Source organism: Tenacibaculum sp. A30 (assembly GCF_051200845.1).
GTDB lineage: Bacteria > Bacteroidota > Bacteroidia > Flavobacteriales > Flavobacteriaceae > Polaribacter.
The window spans coordinates 639,331-656,775 of the sequence record NZ_CP195160.1; the positions used below are offsets into that span (position 1 = coordinate 639,331).

Here is a 17,445-nt window from a genome sequence, read left to right on the forward strand (position 1 = left end):
TCCAGAAATTAATTAATAACAACAAAGCCCGAGTTAAAACTCGGGCTTCTATTTATAAATAATGTTTGTGATTACATTACTAATTGCTTTTGAGATGGTTTAAATTTCGTTAATACGATTCCATCAACAGCTTTTTCGTATTCTTCCATGGTAGGAGTTCTTCCTAAAATAGTTGATAATACTACTACTGGAGTAGATGATAATAACGATTCTCCTTTTTTCTCACCAGAGTCTTTTACTACTCTTCCTTGGAATAAACGTGTTGAAGTTGCCATTACCGTATCTCCTGGTTCTGCTTTTTCTTGGTTACCCATACATAAGTTACAACCTGGACGCTCTAAATATAACATGTTTTCATACTTCGTACGTGCTAATCCTTTAGGAGCATTATCGTCAAACTCAAATCCTGAATATTTTTGTAATACTTCCCAATCTCCTTCTGCTTTTAACTCATCTACAATGTTATAGGTTGGTGGCGCAACTACTAATGGAGCATTGAACTCTACTTTACCTTGTTGCGCTTCAATGTTCTTTAACATTTGAGCTAAGATTTTCATATCTCCTTTATGAACCATACAAGATCCTACAAATCCTAAGTCTACTTTTTTAGTTCCTCCGTAGAATGATAATGGACGAATTGTATCGTGCGTATAACGTTTAGAAACATCTTCGTTATTTACATCTGGATCAGCAATCATTGGCTCAGCGATTTCATCTAAATCAATCACAACTTCTGCATAATATTTAGCATCCGCATCTGGTTTTAACGCTGGTTTGATACCTGTTTTAACCTCTTGGATTCTAGTATTCGCTTTATCAACTAAACCTTGTAATACTTGCTTTTCATTATCCATTCCTTTATCAATCATGATTTGGATACGGTCTCTAGCAATTTCTAGTGATTCAATTAATGTTTCATCTTCAGAAATACAGATAGAAGCCTTTGCTTTCATTTCCGCAGTCCAGTCAGTAAATGTAAAGGCTTGGTCAGCTGTTAACGTACCAATATGTACTTCAATAACTCTTCCTTGGAAAACGTTCTCTCCTCCAAATTGCTTTAACATTTGTTGTTGTGTAGCGTGCACTACATCACGGAAATCCATGAAACTTCTCATGTTTCCCTTAAACGTAACTTTTACCGATTGAGGAATTGGCATTGTAGCTTCTCCAGTCGCTAAGGCTAAAGCAACTGTTCCTGAATCGGCACCAAAAGCAACTCCTTTAGACATACGTGTATGAGAGTCACCTCCAATAATGATATCCCAATCACTTACGGTAATATCATTCAATACTTTATGAATTACATCCGTCATTGCGTGATATTGTCCTTTAGGATCACGACCAGTAATTAAACCGAAGTCGTTCATAAACTTCATTAATCTGGGAATGTTCGCTTTTGACTTATCATCCCAAACTGAAGCCGTATGACATCCTGATTGGTATCCTCCATCAACAATTGGAGAAATTACCGTAGCAGCCATCATTTCTAATTCTTGAGATGTCATTAACCCTGTAGTATCTTGAGATCCTACAATGTTAACTTCTACACGAACATCAGAACCTGCATGTAATGTTTTTCCTGGAGTAGTTCCTACAGCATTTTTATTGAAGATTTTTTCAACCGCTGTTAATCCTTGTCCTTCAACAGAAATTTCTTTAGAAGCTGCATATACTTGTGGAGCTTCAATTCCTAAAACTTTGGCAGCAAATGTTTGTAATTTTTTACCAAAAACCACTGCATAAGAACCACCTGCTTTGATGAACTCCATTTTTTGTGGAGTTAAAGCATCAGAAATATCTTTTAATTCTTTATCTCCGTTATATAATTTCTTAGTTTTTGTGTTAATAGTTAACACAGTTCCTGTATCAACAGAATAAATTTGTTCTAAAACTGGCTCTCCATCAGCATCTAATACTGTATTTCCTTCAGCATCTTTTTGTTTCACCCAGTTTTTAAGATCAATACCAATACCTCCAGTTACCCCTACAGTAGTTAAGAAAATTGGAGAAATTCCGTTAGTACCAGCAATTACTGGTGCTATATTGATGAATGGTACATAAGGGCTAGAAGAAATTCCTGTCCAAAGAGCAACGTTATTTACTCCTGACATTCTTGAAGATCCTACTCCCATTGTTCCTTTTTCAGCAATTAACATCACTCGTTTATCTGGATGTTGCTCTTTTAACGCTAACAATTCTTGTTGCATTTCTTTATTGTGCTCAAAAATAGATTGTCCGTGTAACTCACGATCAGATCTAGAGTGTGCATCTGCTCCTGGAGATAATAAATCTGTAGAAATATCACCTACACCAGCAACAAATGTTACTATTTGAATTTCTTCCTCTATCTCTGGTAATTTTGTGAAAAATTCTGCTTGTGCATAACTCTCAATAATTTCTTTAGCTATTGCACTTCCAGCTTTCATAGCCTCCTCTAAACGCTCAGTATCCGCCTCATATAAGAATACTTGAGTTTTTAACACCTTAGCAGCTTCTTTTGCTATTGCTTCATCATTTCCTAAAGCTAAGTCTAATAAAACCTTGATTGAAGGTCCACCTTTCATATGAGATAATTGTTCAAAAGCAAAAGCTGGAGTAATTTCTTCTACTACAGATTCTCCTAAGATAATCTCTTTTAAGAAATCAGCTTTTACACCAGCAGCACTTGTTGTACCTGGTAAAACATTATAAATAAAGAAATTAAGAGACTCTTTACGGTGCTCGTTATTTTCATCTTTAATTTGTGAGATGATTTCAGTTAACAATTCACTTCCGTCAATTGGCTTAGGATGTAGACCTTGCCCTTTTCTTACTTCAATCTCCTTTAGGTAATCTGAGTATGTGTTCATAAAAGGTTTATTATTTAATATTTGAAAGAAACTCTAAAAACTAGGCTTTATTGAAGTTGATATACAACTATAAAAACTGCCCTTATTATTTCTTGATTTTATTTGTATATAAACTTTTATATGAAAGCACATATATCAAGTTTACACACGAGTATATCTTGTTATTTTTTGCCTAGCAAAAGTACTATTTTAACCTCAATTTTAAAAATAAACAACAAAACAGCAGAAATAATGAATTTATTCAATTTGAAATAGCTGTTTTTAAAAATATCTCAAAAAAACACTTAAAAACCAGCTAATTAATTATCAATTTGATAATTGAGGTATTTTAAAGATAGTATTGAAAAGACTATAATGATTCTAAATAGGAAAAAAAGCAGACCCATAAGCTGGATTCTGTCCCTCAAAAAATGAGGCTCTTATCATTTATCTAGTTCCGAAATTACTCTCGGAATCAATCTGCCTACCCCTTAGAATCGCGCGAGTAGCGCTCAAGCTCTAATGTACATGGCATTGCACCGCATAGAGTTTACCTGGTTTCACTACAGCATTACCTGTACATACTTTCTGTTGCACTTGTCCTCGGTTTACACCGGACGGATGTTATCCGCTATGCTACTCTATGGTGTCCAGACTTTCCTACTTACATGTACTGCAAGTCGATAAGATAGGTCTGCTTAATATGTTTTTAGTTCACAACTTTATTCATAAAAAAAACCCACTCAAAAAATTGAGTGGGAAAATTGCTATGAAAAAGAAAAAGTGTCTAGAACGTCTCCTAGACACTGCAAATATATAAACGTTTTTTGTTTTAAAAAAATTTTAAATCAAAAAAAAATCAAATTTTATATTTTTTTTAAGAAAACATGTCCTTAACCTTTTCAAAGAACGACTTGTCTGACTTTTGAGGGTTTGGGCTAAAGTTCTCATCTTCTTGCACTTCCTCAAAAAACTTACGTTGATCCTTTGTTAATTCTTGTGGTGTCCACACATTTATGTGAATTAAGAAATCTCCATGTCCGTAACGCTCAATACTTGGTAATCCTTTTCCTTTTAATCGTAAAATCTTACCAGATTGCGTTCCTGCATCAACTTTAATCTTAACTTTTCCTGTAACTGTATCTATTTCTTTAGAAGTTCCTAAAACAGCTTCTGAGAAGTTTATGTATAAATCATAATGTATATTACTTCCTTCTCTCTTTAAAGTATCATGTGGTACTTCTTCAATCAACACTAATAAATCACCAGGAATAGAGTTCTTACCAGGAGCTTCGTTTCCTTTTCCTCCTACTTTTAATTGAACTCCTTCTGTAACTCCTTCAGGAATGTTAATAGAAACGGTTTCTTCTTTTACAATCATACCTTGAGCATCTGCTCCACTAGGTTTCTTGTCTAACATTTCTCCTGCTCCATGACAAGTACCACAAGTAGTAGCTGTTTGCATTCTACCTAAAATGGTATTAGTAACTCGCATTTGCTGCCCTGTACCATTACAGGTTGAACAAGTTTTATACGTTACTCCTTCGGCTTGAACTTTTCTACGAACTTTTACCTTCTTCTCTACTCCTTTGGCAATTTCTTCTAAGGTAAGTTTTACACGAATACGTAAGTTACTACCTTTAACTCGCGCTTGACGGTGACCACCGCCACCAAAACCTCCGAAACCACCACCGAAAGCTCCTCCAAAAATATCTCCAAATTGGCTGAAAATGTCATCCATATTCATTCCACCACCACCGAAGCCTCCATGACCTCCTTCAAAAGCAGCATGACCATATTGATCGTAACGAGCTTTTTTGTTCTCATCACTTAATATTTCATACGCCTCAGCAGCTAATTTGAATTTTTCTTCAGCATCTTTATCATCCGGATTTTTATCTGGATGATACTTAATAGCCATCTTTCGATAGGCTTTTTTTATTTCAGCTTGCGATGCCGATTTTGATATTCCTAATATTTCGTAATAATCTTGTTTTGCCATTCTATTAGTTATTAGTCTTTAGTTATTAGTCTTTAGTTTTTTACTAACAACTTAAATTAAACTATTATCAAACTGCTTATGATAACCGTTTACGCTTGCCCCATTACTACTTTAGGGTGGCGAATAATTTTATCTCCTAATTTGTATCCTTTCTCTACACAATCGATGATTTTTCCTTTTAAATCTTCTGTTGGAGCAGGTATTTGTGTAATTGCATCATGAATTTCAGCATCGAAATCATCTCCCGGCTTTACCTCTATCTCTACTAATCCTTTTTGAGTTAATGTGCTTTTAAACTTGTTATTGATAAGCTCCATTCCTTTTAATAACTCAGAATCTTCAGACTTTTTAATTTCTGCCAAACCTCTATCAAAATCATCCATAATTGGCAGTAAAGCTGTCATTAATTCTTGACTTGCAGTTTTAAAAAGCTCGATACGTTCTTTAGAAGTACGTTTTTTATAGTTTTCAAACTCTGCAAACAAACGTAAGTATTTGTCTTTTTCTATTTGAATTAACTCTTCAGCAGTAGGTGCTTCTTTTGATTCAACCTCCTTATTTTCTTGAGTTTCTTCTTGCTCTCCTCCTAATTCCCCACTTTTTACAGCGTCATTAATTTCGTCTTCTTTTGTATATTGATCTTTACTCATTGTAAATAGTTTCTTTTATTTTCTCTCTTTTGATTAACAAGAATGTTGCCAATAAAAAAATCGTGTCAAGTTGACACGATTTTTTATTATTATAAAATGTAGTTAATCTTAATAAAGTCTTCCTACTTCTGCTCCATCAACTGTTACATAAGGAACATACTCCCCCTTTTGTAATTTAAAAATAATAGTCTTACCATTTTTAAGTTTTATAGAGTGCTTATTACTACAGTTATAAATATACTTTGGTTCTCCATCAACAAATAATTTTGCTGTTGGACTTTCTCCTGCATCTAAAGACATCATTCCTGAGTTTGAACTTGCTACGGGAAGGTATCTTTGTATAATTATTCTTGAAAAACCTGTTGCTTTTTTACCAAAATCAAATTCACCTTCTACTTTAATATCAATTTCATATGCGTATTTACCTTCTTTAGTTATATCATACATCATAAGATCTTGATTTTCCTCTACATATTTCAATTTCTTTTCATAATCATTATAACCATTACTAAAGTAATCTAAGAAACCTGCATTTTTTCTTGCAATTTTTTCATACTCTTTAGCTTTTTCTATGTCTCCTAGTAAAATACTTGCAGTAGTTAAATTCGCATAAATCACCTTAAGCTTTCTTTTTAACTTTAATTTTTTCCCGTAATCAACATCTACTTGCTCTTGCCAATACTCAACTGCTTTCTTTAAAGCTTCTCTAGATTGTGTTGTCTTTATTTCTTCAATTAAAGGTGTAGAAATATCATTGAATTCTTGAGTACCTCCTTTTTTAGCATTCCTGAACAAACCGAAGTATAATTCAATCTCTGACTTACCTGTAAACAGAACACCTATATAACTATCTATATAATCTTGTACTTTTTTAGTTAATAGTATAGCCTTTGTTTTATTTCTATAAAACCTAGTTCCAGTTGGGTATTCTTTTGATTTAGGTACAACAGATTTTATTCTTCTCACCTCATTATGAATCATTTTATTTCCATCTACCAATACCATTAAGTTCATAGTACCTTGCAACTGTAAACCATTTTCTACATATTGCAATTGATTTCCAGTAAAACCTACCACTATTTGAATGTCTCCATCTTTTTTAACATACTCATATCCTTTTACTTTTAAACCTTCAGTAAAAGATTCTAAAGTTGGAAAATCTCGATAGTTTTCTGGTTTGTTGTCATCTTCATCATATTCATTATTCCAATATTCACCATCATCTTGAATTTCATAGCTAATAGTTTTTAAATTCTTAAAAGACTCTGGTTGATTAAACTCTAACTCAAACTTATGAGGTTTAAACTGAGTATTTTGAGAAAAGACACTAGCACATGCCAATAAAACTGTAAAAAGAAATAAATTCTTAATCATTTTCATTTTTTTAAAATTGTTTTTGATTTGTATTTAGTTAATTAATTCTTTCAATTTTTGCCCCGATAGACTTTAAACGAGCTTCAATATCTTCATAGCCTCTATCAATTTGTTCAATATTATCGATGATACTCGTTCCTTTAGCAGAAAGTGCTGCTATTAATAGTGAAATACCTGCACGAATATCTGGTGAAGTCATTTTTGTAGCCTTTAATTGCGACTTGAAATCGTGACCAATTACCGTAGCTCTATGTGGATCACATAAAATTACTTTTGCCCCCATATCAATTAACTTATCGACAAAGAACAAACGGCTTTCAAACATTTTTTGGTGGATTAATACCGTTCCTTTTGCTTGGGTTGCTACTACTAAAACTATACTTAATAAATCTGGTGTAAACCCAGGCCAAGGTGCATCGGCAACAGTTAATACAGATCCGTCAATATAACTTTGAATTTCATAGCTTTCTTGTTCAGGAATAAAAATATCATCTCCTTTTTTTTCTAGTTTAATTCCCAACTTTCTAAACACATTAGGAATTTGTCCTAAATCATCCCAACTAACATCTTTAATAGTTAATTCAGAACGTGTCATAGCAGCCATACCTATCCAACTACCAATTTCAATCATGTCTGGTAAAATGGTATGCTCACAACCTCCTAAAGACTCTACTCCTTCAATAGTTAACAAGTTAGAACCTACTCCTGAGATTTTCGCTCCCATAGAGTTCAACATTTTTGATAATTGCTGAATATATGGTTCACAAGCTGCATTATATATTTTTGTAGTTCCTTTTGCTAATACGGCTGCCATAATAATATTTGCAGTACCGGTTACAGAAGCTTCATCTAACAACATCTCTGTACCAACCAAACCTGTTTCTGTTTCTACTCCGTAGAAATATTCTTCACGGTTATAACGGAATTTTGCTCCTAAATTGATGAAACCTTCGAAGTGTGTATCTAAACGACGACGACCAATTTTATCTCCTCCTGGGCGTGGAATATATCCTTTTCCAAAACGAGCTAATAACGGACCAACAATCATAATTGAACCTCTTAATGAGCTCCCATCTCTTTTAAAGTCTGCTGATTCTAGATATTTTAAATTGATATCATCTGCTTGAAAACTATACGAATTCTTAGAGAGTTTTTCAATCTTAACTCCTAATTCTCCTAAGATGAAAATCAACTTATTGACATCAATAATATCAGGAATGTTGTTTATTATTACTTTTTCTGAAGTTAATAACACCGCACAAATTACTTGTAATGCTTCGTTTTTTGCTCCTTGTGGTGTTATTGTTCCTTTTAATTTGTGACCTCCTTCAATTTTAAATGATGCCATTTATTTTTTTCTGTATTTAGTGTTTGCTTTTCCTTTTGATTTGTGCTGACCTTGCGTACTGCGTTTTCTTAACAAGCTTTTACTATCTGTTAAATCTTCTTCTATACTTCGAATGTCTATTTTTCCGTCTGATAATTCATACAAATGATCAAAAATTACATTATCATCAACCGTATCTTTATTCCAGTTTAGATAACATTTTTTCATATGATTTGCAATCGTAAAAACCAACGCTTCTTTCATATCACCATCTTCCCATGTTAAAGCAACATCAATCATCGTTTGAATGTTCGTTCCGTAAAAACGATATTTTGAAGCTGATTTAGGGTATGCCATTCTTTCTGGAGCCTCTTGTAACTCTTCTTTAGAAGGAGTTTCATAAGGAGAATCTACATCTAATTTAAAATTAGACATGATATGTAACTGATCCCAAAGCTTATGCTTAAAATCAGGAACATCACGTAAATGTGGTTGTAAATTACCCATCACGTCTATAATCGCCTTAGCCATTGTATTACGCTCTTCTCTATCTTCTAGAGCAACACAATGATTTACGAGTTTTTGTATATGCCTTCCGTATTCAGGAATAATTAATTTCGATCTTTCTGAATTGTATTCTAAATCAAACGTCATTTCTCTATATTTTTATCCATGCAAAATAGGTAATTATTTACGAATTAGCTATCCGACTACTTTCAATTTTGCAAATTGTAACAATAATTTCTTTTTACCTACAGTACTAAACTCTATTTCAGCTTTTTTATTGGGTCCTTTTCCTTCTAAAGCTATTACTCTTCCTGTTCCAAAGCGGTTGTGCTCTACCAAATTCCCAACAGTAATTTCTCCATCAAATAAATTCATTGTTGGATTCATTTCTGAAACCTTTTTCATCTTACTTTTTGGAGGAATCGTCATCGGTTTTTCTTTCTTCTCTAAAAACTCTTTTCTTTTCTTCTGAATAGGTTTTTGGAAACGAATTTGCTTCGGAGTATCATCAAACAAACTTGCATCAATAAACCTATTTGCTGATGGTTCAGGAACTTTAGGAGTTAAATACTCTAAATATTGTTCATCTATTTCTTCTAAGAATCTACTTGGTTCACCATCCGTTAATTTACCCCAACGATAACGTGTTTGTGCATAAGTTAAATAGGCTCCTTTTTCAGCTCTTGTTAAAGCCACGTAAAACAAACGACGTTCTTCTTCAAGTTCACTACGAGTATTCATACTCATTGCAGAAGGGAATAAACTTTCTTCCAACCCTACAATATATACATACGGAAATTCTAGACCTTTTGATAAGTGAATTGTCATTAACGAAACTCGAGGCTCTTCATCTTGTTTATCAGAATCAAAATCGGTTGCTAATGCTACGTCTTCTAAAAATGATGTTAGCGAAGCATCTTCACCAGTCTCAATTTTATCTGTAATGAAATCTTTAATTCCGTTTAATAATTCTTGAACGTTTTCAACCTTGTTAACTCCTTCAGGAGTTCCGTCTTTCTGTAAATCTTTGACTAATTGTGTTTGTTTTACCACTAAATCTGCAATTTCAAATGCATTTTTAGTTTGTGCCTCTATTTGAAAACGCTGAATCATATTGACAAAGTTTTGCAACTTTGTTTTAGTTCCCGAATTAATACTAATATCAATTGTACCGATATTCTTTAAAATATCAAACATCGATTTTTTATAATGATTTGCGGCAATTGTCAACTTATCTATCGTTGTAGCACCAATACCTCTTGCTGGATAATTAATAATACGCTTTAACGCTTCCTCATCATTCGGATTGATTAAAATTCGTAAATACGATAGTAAATCTTTAATCTCTTTACGTTGATAGAAAGAGATTCCTCCGTAAATTTTATACTTGATATCTTTTTTACGCAATGCATCTTCTATTGCTCTCGATTGTGCATTGGTACGGTATAAAATAGCAAATTGATCGCTTGTTAACTGATGATTCATTTGGTTTTCCCAAATAGATTGTGCTACAAAACGCCCTTCTTCTCCATCAGAAATGGTGCGCATTACTTTTACACTATCTCCTGCATCGTTTGCCGTCCAAATTTCTTTATCTAACTTCGTTTTGTTCTTATCAATAACACTATTCGCTGCACGCACAATATTACTTGTAGAACGGTAATTTTGTTCAAGCTTAAAAGTTTTTACATCTGGATAATCCTTCTGGAAATTCAAGATATTTTGAATATTAGCTCCACGGAATCCATAAATACTTTGCGAATCATCTCCCACCACACAAATGTTCTGGAAACGATCTGCCAACGCACGTACAATTAAATACTGCGAATGGTTGGTATCTTGGTACTCATCTACCAAAATATAGCGGAAACGATCCTGATATTTTGCCAACACATCAGGAAAACGCGCTAATAATTCATTGGTACGTAGTAACAAATCATCAAAATCCATTGCTCCTGACTTAAAACATCTATCTACATATTCTTTATAGATATCACCTGTTCTAGGTCTACTTGCTTCTAAATCTGCTTGCTGTAAATCAGAATTATTAAAATACGCTCTTACCGTAATTAAACTGTTTTTAAAAGAAGATATTCTACTTAGAATTTGCTTTGGCTTGTATCTATCTTTATCCAAATTCATTTCTTTGATAATCGCTGTTATCAATCGAACTGAATCTTGTGTATCGTAAATTGTAAAATTGGATGGATATCCTAATCGGTCAGCTTCCGAACGTAAAATACGTGCAAAAACCGAGTGAAACGTTCCCATCCATAAGTTTTTAGCTTCACTATAACCTACCACTTTACCAATACGGTCTTTCATTTCACGGGCAGCTTTGTTGGTAAAGGTAAGTGACAAAATGTTGAATGCATCTACTCCTTGCTCCATTAAATAAGCAATTCTGTAAGTTAATACCCTTGTTTTACCCGATCCTGCTCCGGCAATAATAATCATTGGACCGTCTTTTTGTAAAACGGCAGCTCTCTGTGGCTCGTTAAGTTGCTCTAAATAAGTACTCAATGAAAAATAAATTGAAAGATTTTAAAAATGGAAAATTAACCATTCTTTTAGGTTTATTAAAGATTCTGAACCATTTTTTATTCACGAATTTTATTCTCAAAAAATTCGACACATTTACCGAATATTTTAAAATTCGCCTTTATAACCGAATAAACTAAAATTCGTTTTTAAACCCGAATTGTTTTGTTTTGTGATTATAAAAAACTATTTTTACTAAAATTTAGCGGTATGACAAGTGTAATAACAGGAGATATCATAAACTCTAGAGATGTGTTGGCTGAAACATGGCTTCCAATTTTAAAGCAAAGCTTTAACAAAATTGGAAAAACTTCTAAAACATGGGAAATTTTTCGTGGTGATAGTTTTCAAATTGAAATTGAACATATTGCTAACGCTTTACTTTTTGCAATTGAATTAAAAGCTGCTATTAAAAAAATAAAAGATTTAGATATTCGTTTAGCTATTGGAATTGGCTCTAAAAATTTTGAGGCTTCAAAAATTACAGAAGCTAATGGCGAAGCTTTTGTTAATTCAGGATACGCTTTTGATCATTTATTAAAAAAGCAAAATTTAGCTCTAAAAACACCTTGGAAAGACATTAATGAAGAGTTTGAAGTTTCTTTAGGTTTGAGCTTGTTGATTATGGACAATTGGACTGTAAATTCAGCTGAGTTTGTAAACATGTATTTAGAGAATCCTAATAGCACTCAAAAAGTGATTGCTAAAAAATTAGCCATTTCAGAAAGTAGTGCTAGCGAACGAAGAAAACGTGCTGGTTTTGATGAAATTATGAAGTTAGAAAAACGTTACAGAACTCTTATGAATAAGAAACTAACCAACTTATGATATTGTTTTTAAAACTTTTAGTTGCTCATTTATTGGGTGATTTTGTTTTTCAACCTAAAAACTGGGTAAAAGACAAAGAAAAGAAGAAAATTAAATCACCCAAACTGTACGCTCACATAGGAGTTCATGCAGTTTTGCTATTAATCTTATTACAGTTTAATTTACATTATTGGGGTATTTTCTTGTTGGTTATCATTTCTCATTTTATAGTTGACTTAGGCAAACTTTATCTTCAGAAAAAGAAAAACAAACGCTTATTTTTCTTTTTAGACCAAGCTTTCCATCTCCTTTTTTTAGGAATCGCCACTTATATTTTTCAACCTTTTGCTATTAAATTTTCAACAATAGTAAATGAACACAATTTACTTTTAGCTTGCTGCTTGCTTTTTGTTACGTTTACCTCATCAATCATTATAAACACGTTAATTTCACGTTGGAATCCTGAGAAAAATAATAAATCAGAAGAACAATCGTTAGCTAATGCAGGAAAATATATTGGATTTTTAGAACGTTTATTGGTTTTTGTGTTTATAGCAATTAATCAATGGGCAGGAGTTGGGTTTTTACTCGCAGCAAAATCAATATTCAGGTTTGGAGATTTAACCGCATCAAAAGATAGAAAATTAACAGAGTATGTGCTTGTCGGAACTTTATTAAGTTTTGGATTGGCAATTTTAACAGGACTCGTATATTCGCATTATGGAAGATAAAATTATAGAAGGATTAGCCTATGCCTTACCCGCTTTAGTAACTGGTGGTGTAGCTTATCTTATTTTAGGTCGTTTTATAGAACAAGACAACAAAGAAAAAACCTTCAACGCTTTGGTTGAAAAAAAGCGTGAAAGTTTACCTGTAAAACTACAAGCATACGAACGTATGTTATTGTTTTGTGAACGTATTAATCCATCAAAATTATTATTGAGGGTAAACCCTATTGGAGATGATCCTGATAACTATTTACAACTTTTAATAGGAAATATTGAGCAAGAATTTGAACATAACTTGGTTCAACAATTATATATTTCTGAAGATAGTTGGAAAGCTGTTTTAGCTGCTAAACTGGCGATTATTGCAAAGCTTCGATCTACAGCAGATAACGTAAGTACTGCAAAAGATTTGCGTGAAAATGTACTCATAGATTACTCACAAGAAGAAAGTCCTGCAAACACAGCCGTTTCTTTTCTTAAACAAGAAGTAAAAAAACTGATATAGTAAAAGCCTCCTAACGGAGGCTTTTTTTATGAATCTTCTCTTGTAAAAAAGTAATATATTACATACAACCAACTTAACATTCCATGTATAATTGCTAATAATATCGATTTATTTCTATCCCAAGAAATTACCACTGCAATTACACTTCCTAAACCAATTCCGTTTTTAACTATCGTTTTATTCACTTCGGAATCATACGCAAAAATACCTATTGTTAAAAACAATAGGGTTATTAGTAGCATATTTTTCTTCATCATATTTATTTTAAATTATTTAGAATAAAATCAATTTTGGGATTGGTATTTGAATTCGCCACATAAGAATCCGTAATATATTTTGCATGCTCTGCATACCCTCTATTAATCAAGTATTCAATATCATTAACATATTCTAACGAAACTTTTCCTGTTAACAGCACACTTAAATCTTTACCTGAATGGAAATAATCATAGATTTTTTTCAATCCTGTTAAGTATAGATAATCTTTTGTAAACCCGCCTCCTCTATGAATACGTGTCGTAATATAAAACGCTTGTTCTCTTTCTAAGTCATAATTATTATGTAATAACCTGAAGGTTTTAGAGAATGAAGATCCTTTTACCAAACTATTCACAGCAATTACACGATATGCCAATTCTTTTAAGCGCTTAATCGTTAAATTACCCGACATATATTCACTAAAAACAGCTAATCCTTCTTGTGTTTCAACATTATTAGGAAAACCATGAGAAAATATTTTTAACGGATGCAACACACCATTCATAGTCGTTACCATATGCACTCCGATTTCATGATTAGTTAAAATACCCATTTCATTTTTTGAAAACGTATGATTACTGTTTAGCACTAAGGTTTGCGTACTATTTAATACCATAGCAATCGCACCCATAGTATCAGACTCTTTTATATTGAACGAAAAATCATACCTACTTCCGTATTCTCTAAATAATTTTTCTGCTTCTTCTATAGAGTATTCTGGTTGAAATATTTCTTCGGAAGTATCTTCAGCATCAAAATGAAGAATGAACTTAGCATTCTCTACATCTTGTTCCGTAGGTTTTCCGAAGGAACGTAAACTATTATAATAGAATTTTTTTCCTTCGCCTACAGTTTCAATACACTGTACAATTCCCGAGTAGTAATAAATGATCTCTTCATATAGATTACGAATTTTTTCATCCTCTATCAACTCTAACGGAAGTGTAAAAAACTCTCTATGTAATTTAAACTTGTCAAAATCTCTTTTTGGGTATTCAAAAACAGGATCGGTTAAGTATTTCGACTCAAAAAAACGTTGCTTTTCTTCCTCTATATTAACAGGGTTTACGTAACGTAATAACTCTATTTTTTTAACGAGTTTGTCTATTCTTTTGTCTATATCAGCAATCGCTTCTGCAGTAGCATTAATTTCTTTCATTCTAATTTATTAAGCGGTTGCAAATTTACTTTTTATGCGTTTCATAAAATGAGTGTGCATGCAATTTCAACTCCTTTTTTAAGTAATTTTCTACTGCACTAACCACTTCTGGATACGTAATTTGTACTAATTCATCACAATATACTTTTGCTATTTCTGTTGCCAATACTAAAGTATTATTGAAGTTTTGCGTGATATACTTTAAGAAATATCCATTTCCTTGAAAAGTATCATTGATTTTAGACGTTGATTTGATATTATTTGGTAGTGGCATTTTTTCTAAAACACTTCTCCAGCCTTCAATTTCATTACCAAAACGATTGTTATCAACATTTGCTGTGCCTAAATTCCAAGTTGGTACTTCTCTCTCCCAACGTTGCCAATTATACGAATGCATATCATATACGATGCAAGTACTAAACTTCTCCTCAATTTTTGAAATCAATGTATGAACAACCTTATAAAAATCAGCATGTTTAGCTAAACTTTTAGCTTTCATTTCTTCAGAAAGTGACTCTTGCCATAACTGTTTACCCCAAGCGTCAGTATAAATAGCTGTTTCTGGAGCACGATTTAAATCGTATTCAAAACGAGAGTCCATTCCTGCAATAACAATTGGATGCGATTGCACCATCGTTTTGGTTTCTGGATCTTCCTCATACCAACGTTCGTATTCGGTATGTATACAGTTCTCCCACAACTCTTGTCTGAATTGATGCCCATCATGAACCGCTCCGCATACATACGGAACATACTCTTCAATTTTTATGGTAAATGAATAATCGCTAGAAACGGCTTCAAAAATTTCTTCATTTTGAATCTTCTCTATAATTGCTGTTATTGAAAGCTTTTCCATCATACTACTATTTTTTCAACAGGTAACTCTAACCTACTTGCCCACTCCGTCCAAGAACCATCATACACGCTATACTTTGTATATCCTGAAACTTCTGCCCCCAAAGCTAAAACACAAGCTGTAATTCCTGAACCACAAGAAAAGGTCATGTGTTCATTTTTAGGGTTTATTTCAGAAAATAACTGTTGAAGTTCTTCTGTTGATTTCATTTTTCCATCAGACTGTAATTTCCCGTGAGGCAAACTTTTCGAATTTGGAATATGTCCTCCTCGCATATCAGCTCTTGGTTCTGGTTCAGTAGCATAAAAACGCCCTTCTGAACGCGCATCAACAATCAAATCTTTATTGTTTGAAGCTTCTAAAATCTGTTCAGTTACTCGTAACAACTCTTTTTGAAACTTTGCTGTAAAATCTCCTTCTACTACTTCTTTTTTTGCTGGAAGTTCTACAGAACAACCTGCTGCTTCCCATGCAGGCAATCCTCCATTTAAAACAGTAATATTTGTAAATCCGAAAGCTTTAAACAGCCACCAAACTCTAGGTGATGAATACACACCTAAATCATCATAAACTACAATACAGCTATCGTTGTTTATGCCTATTTTTTGAGCTTCTTTTTCAAAGTGATCTTCCGAAGGAATTGTATTCGGATACTCTCCTTCAGCATCTAAAAAAACATTCTTTAAATCAAAGAAAACAGCATTTTTGATTTGCTGTTTTTCTTTTATAACGTCTTTTATTGCTCCTACTTTAGGAATTGTAGCATCTAAAATAATTAGATTTTCTGCCTCTAAATTCTCTTGCAGCCATTCAACTGAAACAAGAGGTGTAATTACTTTAAGCATCATCTACTTTACGTTTTAAATCAGTCATTCTTCTGAATGCTGCATTTTTTTCTAATATCTTACTTTCTAAAAAGTCAATTACCTTTTCTTGAATCTTGACTTTTGATACTTTATTGATATAAACAATACCCCCTGGACTCATCACATTAACCTCTACTAGTTTACCTCCAATCACATCAATTCCTACAAAATATAGTCCGTCTTGAACCAACTTTGGACCTATCTTATCACACAGTAGTTTTTCTGCTTTGGTTAATTTATGCTTTTCAACTCTACCACCAGCGGTAATATTTGAACGATGGTCTTTATCTCCAGGAATACGTCTCATTGCTCCAATAGGTAATCCGTTTAACAATAAAATACGCACATCACCTTGATCGGCTCCTTCAATATAATCTTGAAGAATAACATAATCAGAAGATCCATCACTTTTATTGATATAAAAATCTAATAACGAATTAATATTACCCATTGCCGACTTTTCTATCAAAATTACACCTGAACCCCCGTACCCGTTCAACGGTTTTAGAATCATTTTATCTGACTCAGATTCTTCAATGATATTAATTAAATAATCTTTGTTTTTAGAAACATGTGTTACAGGAATTATCTCATTGTTTGGGTCTTCAAAAACAGCAGTATACAACTTGTTATTTGCTTCACGCATTCCTTGAACCGAGTTAATGATAAAAACATCATCTTTTACTGAATCTAAAAAATTCAACATTAGCGGATCTAACGGTGGATTTGCTCTCATGAAAATAGCATCAAACCCTGCTAAAGGAAGCATTTCTTCTCTTGTTGTTGCTTTTTTATAGTATGATTTTATACTTACTGGTACTTTATCCATTCTTCCAACAATGGTACAAAACGCATTGGTTACGCTATTTCGTATTGTTAAGTTAGATGGTGTACATATTGCTACTCCATGCCCTCTTTTTGCACATTCATGTATCAACGTTAATGTTGAATCTTTTTCAGGATTTATTTCCTCCCAAGGATACATTAAAAAACAAATATTCATTTAGCCTGATTTGTTTATTCTTTCTTCTTTAATT

At 32.9% G+C, this 17,445-nt stretch carries 15 protein-coding genes and 1 other RNA gene; 3 read left to right on the plus strand and 13 right to left on the minus strand.

The annotated features are described in order from the left end of the window. Positions 1 to 71 precede the first annotated feature (71 nt). From ACR9ES_RS03000 to ACR9ES_RS03035, 8 genes are all read right to left on the minus strand, one after another. On the minus strand, positions 72 to 2,849 hold the full coding sequence (locus ACR9ES_RS03000; RefSeq protein ID WP_435255037.1) for a bifunctional aconitate hydratase 2/2-methylisocitrate dehydratase: 2,778 nt from the start codon (positions 2,847 to 2,849) through the stop codon (positions 72 to 74). 369 nt (positions 2,850 to 3,218) lie between these two features. After that, an RNA gene (gene rnpB, locus ACR9ES_RS03005) (RNase P RNA component class A) lies at positions 3,219 to 3,529 on the minus strand. 176 nt (positions 3,530 to 3,705) lie between these two features. Beyond that, positions 3,706 to 4,830 (minus strand): molecular chaperone DnaJ, encoded by a 1,125-nt coding sequence (gene dnaJ, locus ACR9ES_RS03010; protein ID WP_435255038.1) that lies wholly within the window; start codon positions 4,828 to 4,830, stop codon positions 3,706 to 3,708. 89 nt (positions 4,831 to 4,919) lie between these two features. Next, entirely contained in the window at positions 4,920 to 5,480 is a 561-nt protein-coding gene (locus ACR9ES_RS03015) for a nucleotide exchange factor GrpE (RefSeq protein ID WP_435255039.1), read from the minus strand. A gap of 108 nt (positions 5,481 to 5,588) precedes the next feature. After that, a complete protein-coding gene (locus ACR9ES_RS03020) occupies positions 5,589 to 6,854 on the minus strand; it encodes a hypothetical protein (protein WP_435255040.1) in 1,266 nt (421 codons plus the stop codon). Positions 6,855 to 6,891: 37 nt separating this feature from the next. Then, positions 6,892 to 8,202 (minus strand): UDP-N-acetylglucosamine 1-carboxyvinyltransferase, encoded by a 1,311-nt coding sequence (gene murA, locus ACR9ES_RS03025; RefSeq protein WP_435255041.1) that lies wholly within the window; start codon positions 8,200 to 8,202, stop codon positions 6,892 to 6,894. Next, the gene (locus tag ACR9ES_RS03030; RefSeq protein ID WP_408035910.1) at positions 8,203 to 8,835 is read right to left on the minus strand and encodes a DUF4290 domain-containing protein; all 633 of its coding nucleotides are present in this window, start codon (positions 8,833 to 8,835) and stop codon (positions 8,203 to 8,205) included. A gap of 48 nt (positions 8,836 to 8,883) precedes the next feature. Next, positions 8,884 to 11,211 carry an ATP-dependent helicase gene (locus tag ACR9ES_RS03035; protein WP_435255042.1) on the minus strand — a complete coding sequence of 776 codons (2,328 nt, stop codon included), beginning with the start codon at positions 11,209 to 11,211 and terminating at the stop codon, positions 8,884 to 8,886. Positions 11,212 to 11,439: 228 nt separating this feature from the next. On the opposite strand from ACR9ES_RS03035, the gene ACR9ES_RS03040 reads away from it, so the two are divergent. The 3 genes from ACR9ES_RS03040 to ACR9ES_RS03050 are packed head-to-tail and all read left to right on the plus strand — an operon-like array spanning position 11,440 to position 13,269. Then, entirely contained in the window at positions 11,440 to 12,057 is a 618-nt protein-coding gene (locus tag ACR9ES_RS03040; RefSeq protein ID WP_435255043.1) for a SatD family protein, read from the plus strand. Continuing rightward, the gene (locus ACR9ES_RS03045) at positions 12,054 to 12,767 is read left to right on the plus strand and encodes a DUF3307 domain-containing protein (protein ID WP_435255044.1); all 714 of its coding nucleotides are present in this window, start codon (positions 12,054 to 12,056) and stop codon (positions 12,765 to 12,767) included. The genes ACR9ES_RS03040 and ACR9ES_RS03045 overlap by 4 nt, the downstream gene beginning before the upstream one ends. Further along, positions 12,757 to 13,269 carry a hypothetical protein gene (locus ACR9ES_RS03050; protein WP_274634133.1) on the plus strand — a complete coding sequence of 171 codons (513 nt, stop codon included), beginning with the start codon at positions 12,757 to 12,759 and terminating at the stop codon, positions 13,267 to 13,269. Before ACR9ES_RS03045 ends, ACR9ES_RS03050 begins: the two co-directional genes overlap by 11 nt. Positions 13,270 to 13,295: 26 nt before the next feature. Here ACR9ES_RS03050 and ACR9ES_RS03055 read toward each other — a convergent pair whose 3' ends face one another. From ACR9ES_RS03055 to gshB, 5 genes are read right to left on the minus strand one after another with little or no spacing between them, the layout of a single operon-like run. Continuing rightward, on the minus strand, positions 13,296 to 13,523 hold the full coding sequence (locus tag ACR9ES_RS03055; protein ID WP_435255045.1) for a hypothetical protein: 228 nt from the start codon (positions 13,521 to 13,523) through the stop codon (positions 13,296 to 13,298). A gap of 5 nt (positions 13,524 to 13,528) precedes the next feature. Beyond that, positions 13,529 to 14,686 carry a flavohemoglobin expression-modulating QEGLA motif protein gene (locus ACR9ES_RS03060; RefSeq protein WP_435255046.1) on the minus strand — a complete coding sequence of 386 codons (1,158 nt, stop codon included), beginning with the start codon at positions 14,684 to 14,686 and terminating at the stop codon, positions 13,529 to 13,531. A gap of 25 nt (positions 14,687 to 14,711) precedes the next feature. Then, entirely contained in the window at positions 14,712 to 15,542 is an 831-nt protein-coding gene (locus tag ACR9ES_RS03065; protein WP_435255620.1) for an N-formylglutamate amidohydrolase, read from the minus strand. Beyond that, the gene (locus ACR9ES_RS03070) at positions 15,542 to 16,390 is read right to left on the minus strand and encodes a sulfurtransferase (RefSeq protein ID WP_435255047.1); all 849 of its coding nucleotides are present in this window, start codon (positions 16,388 to 16,390) and stop codon (positions 15,542 to 15,544) included. The genes ACR9ES_RS03065 and ACR9ES_RS03070 overlap by 1 nt, the downstream gene beginning before the upstream one ends. After that, positions 16,380 to 17,411 carry a glutathione synthase gene (gene gshB, locus ACR9ES_RS03075; RefSeq protein WP_435255048.1) on the minus strand — a complete coding sequence of 344 codons (1,032 nt, stop codon included), beginning with the start codon at positions 17,409 to 17,411 and terminating at the stop codon, positions 16,380 to 16,382. Before gshB ends, ACR9ES_RS03070 begins: the two co-directional genes overlap by 11 nt. Positions 17,412 to 17,445 lie beyond the last annotated feature (34 nt).

What these genes read in the sequence shown, in the direction of transcription:
- ACR9ES_RS03000 (WP_435255037.1), bottom strand. Translation starts at nt 2,849, where the DNA reads ATGAACACATACTCAGATTACCTAAAGGAGATTGAAGTAAGAAAAGGG.
- dnaJ (WP_435255038.1), bottom strand. Translation starts at nt 4,830, where the DNA reads ATGGCAAAACAAGATTATTACGAAATATTAGGAATATCAAAATCGGCA.
- ACR9ES_RS03015 (WP_435255039.1), bottom strand. Translation starts at nt 5,480, where the DNA reads ATGAGTAAAGATCAATATACAAAAGAAGACGAAATTAATGACGCTGTA.
- ACR9ES_RS03020 (WP_435255040.1), bottom strand. Translation starts at nt 6,854, where the DNA reads ATGATTAAGAATTTATTTCTTTTTACAGTTTTATTGGCATGTGCTAGT.
- murA (WP_435255041.1), bottom strand. Translation starts at nt 8,202, where the DNA reads ATGGCATCATTTAAAATTGAAGGAGGTCACAAATTAAAAGGAACAATA.
- ACR9ES_RS03030 (WP_408035910.1), bottom strand. Translation starts at nt 8,835, where the DNA reads ATGACGTTTGATTTAGAATACAATTCAGAAAGATCGAAATTAATTATT.
- ACR9ES_RS03040 (WP_435255043.1), top strand. Translation starts at nt 11,440, where the DNA reads ATGACAAGTGTAATAACAGGAGATATCATAAACTCTAGAGATGTGTTG.
- ACR9ES_RS03045 (WP_435255044.1), top strand. Translation starts at nt 12,054, where the DNA reads ATGATATTGTTTTTAAAACTTTTAGTTGCTCATTTATTGGGTGATTTT.
- ACR9ES_RS03050 (WP_274634133.1), top strand. Translation starts at nt 12,757, where the DNA reads ATGGAAGATAAAATTATAGAAGGATTAGCCTATGCCTTACCCGCTTTA.
- ACR9ES_RS03055 (WP_435255045.1), bottom strand. Translation starts at nt 13,523, where the DNA reads ATGAAGAAAAATATGCTACTAATAACCCTATTGTTTTTAACAATAGGT.
- ACR9ES_RS03060 (WP_435255046.1), bottom strand. Translation starts at nt 14,686, where the DNA reads ATGAAAGAAATTAATGCTACTGCAGAAGCGATTGCTGATATAGACAAA.
- ACR9ES_RS03065 (WP_435255620.1), bottom strand. Translation starts at nt 15,542, where the DNA reads ATGGAAAAGCTTTCAATAACAGCAATTATAGAGAAGATTCAAAATGAA.
- ACR9ES_RS03070 (WP_435255047.1), bottom strand. Translation starts at nt 16,390, where the DNA reads ATGATGCTTAAAGTAATTACACCTCTTGTTTCAGTTGAATGGCTGCAA.
- gshB (WP_435255048.1), bottom strand. Translation starts at nt 17,411, where the DNA reads ATGAATATTTGTTTTTTAATGTATCCTTGGGAGGAAATAAATCCTGAA.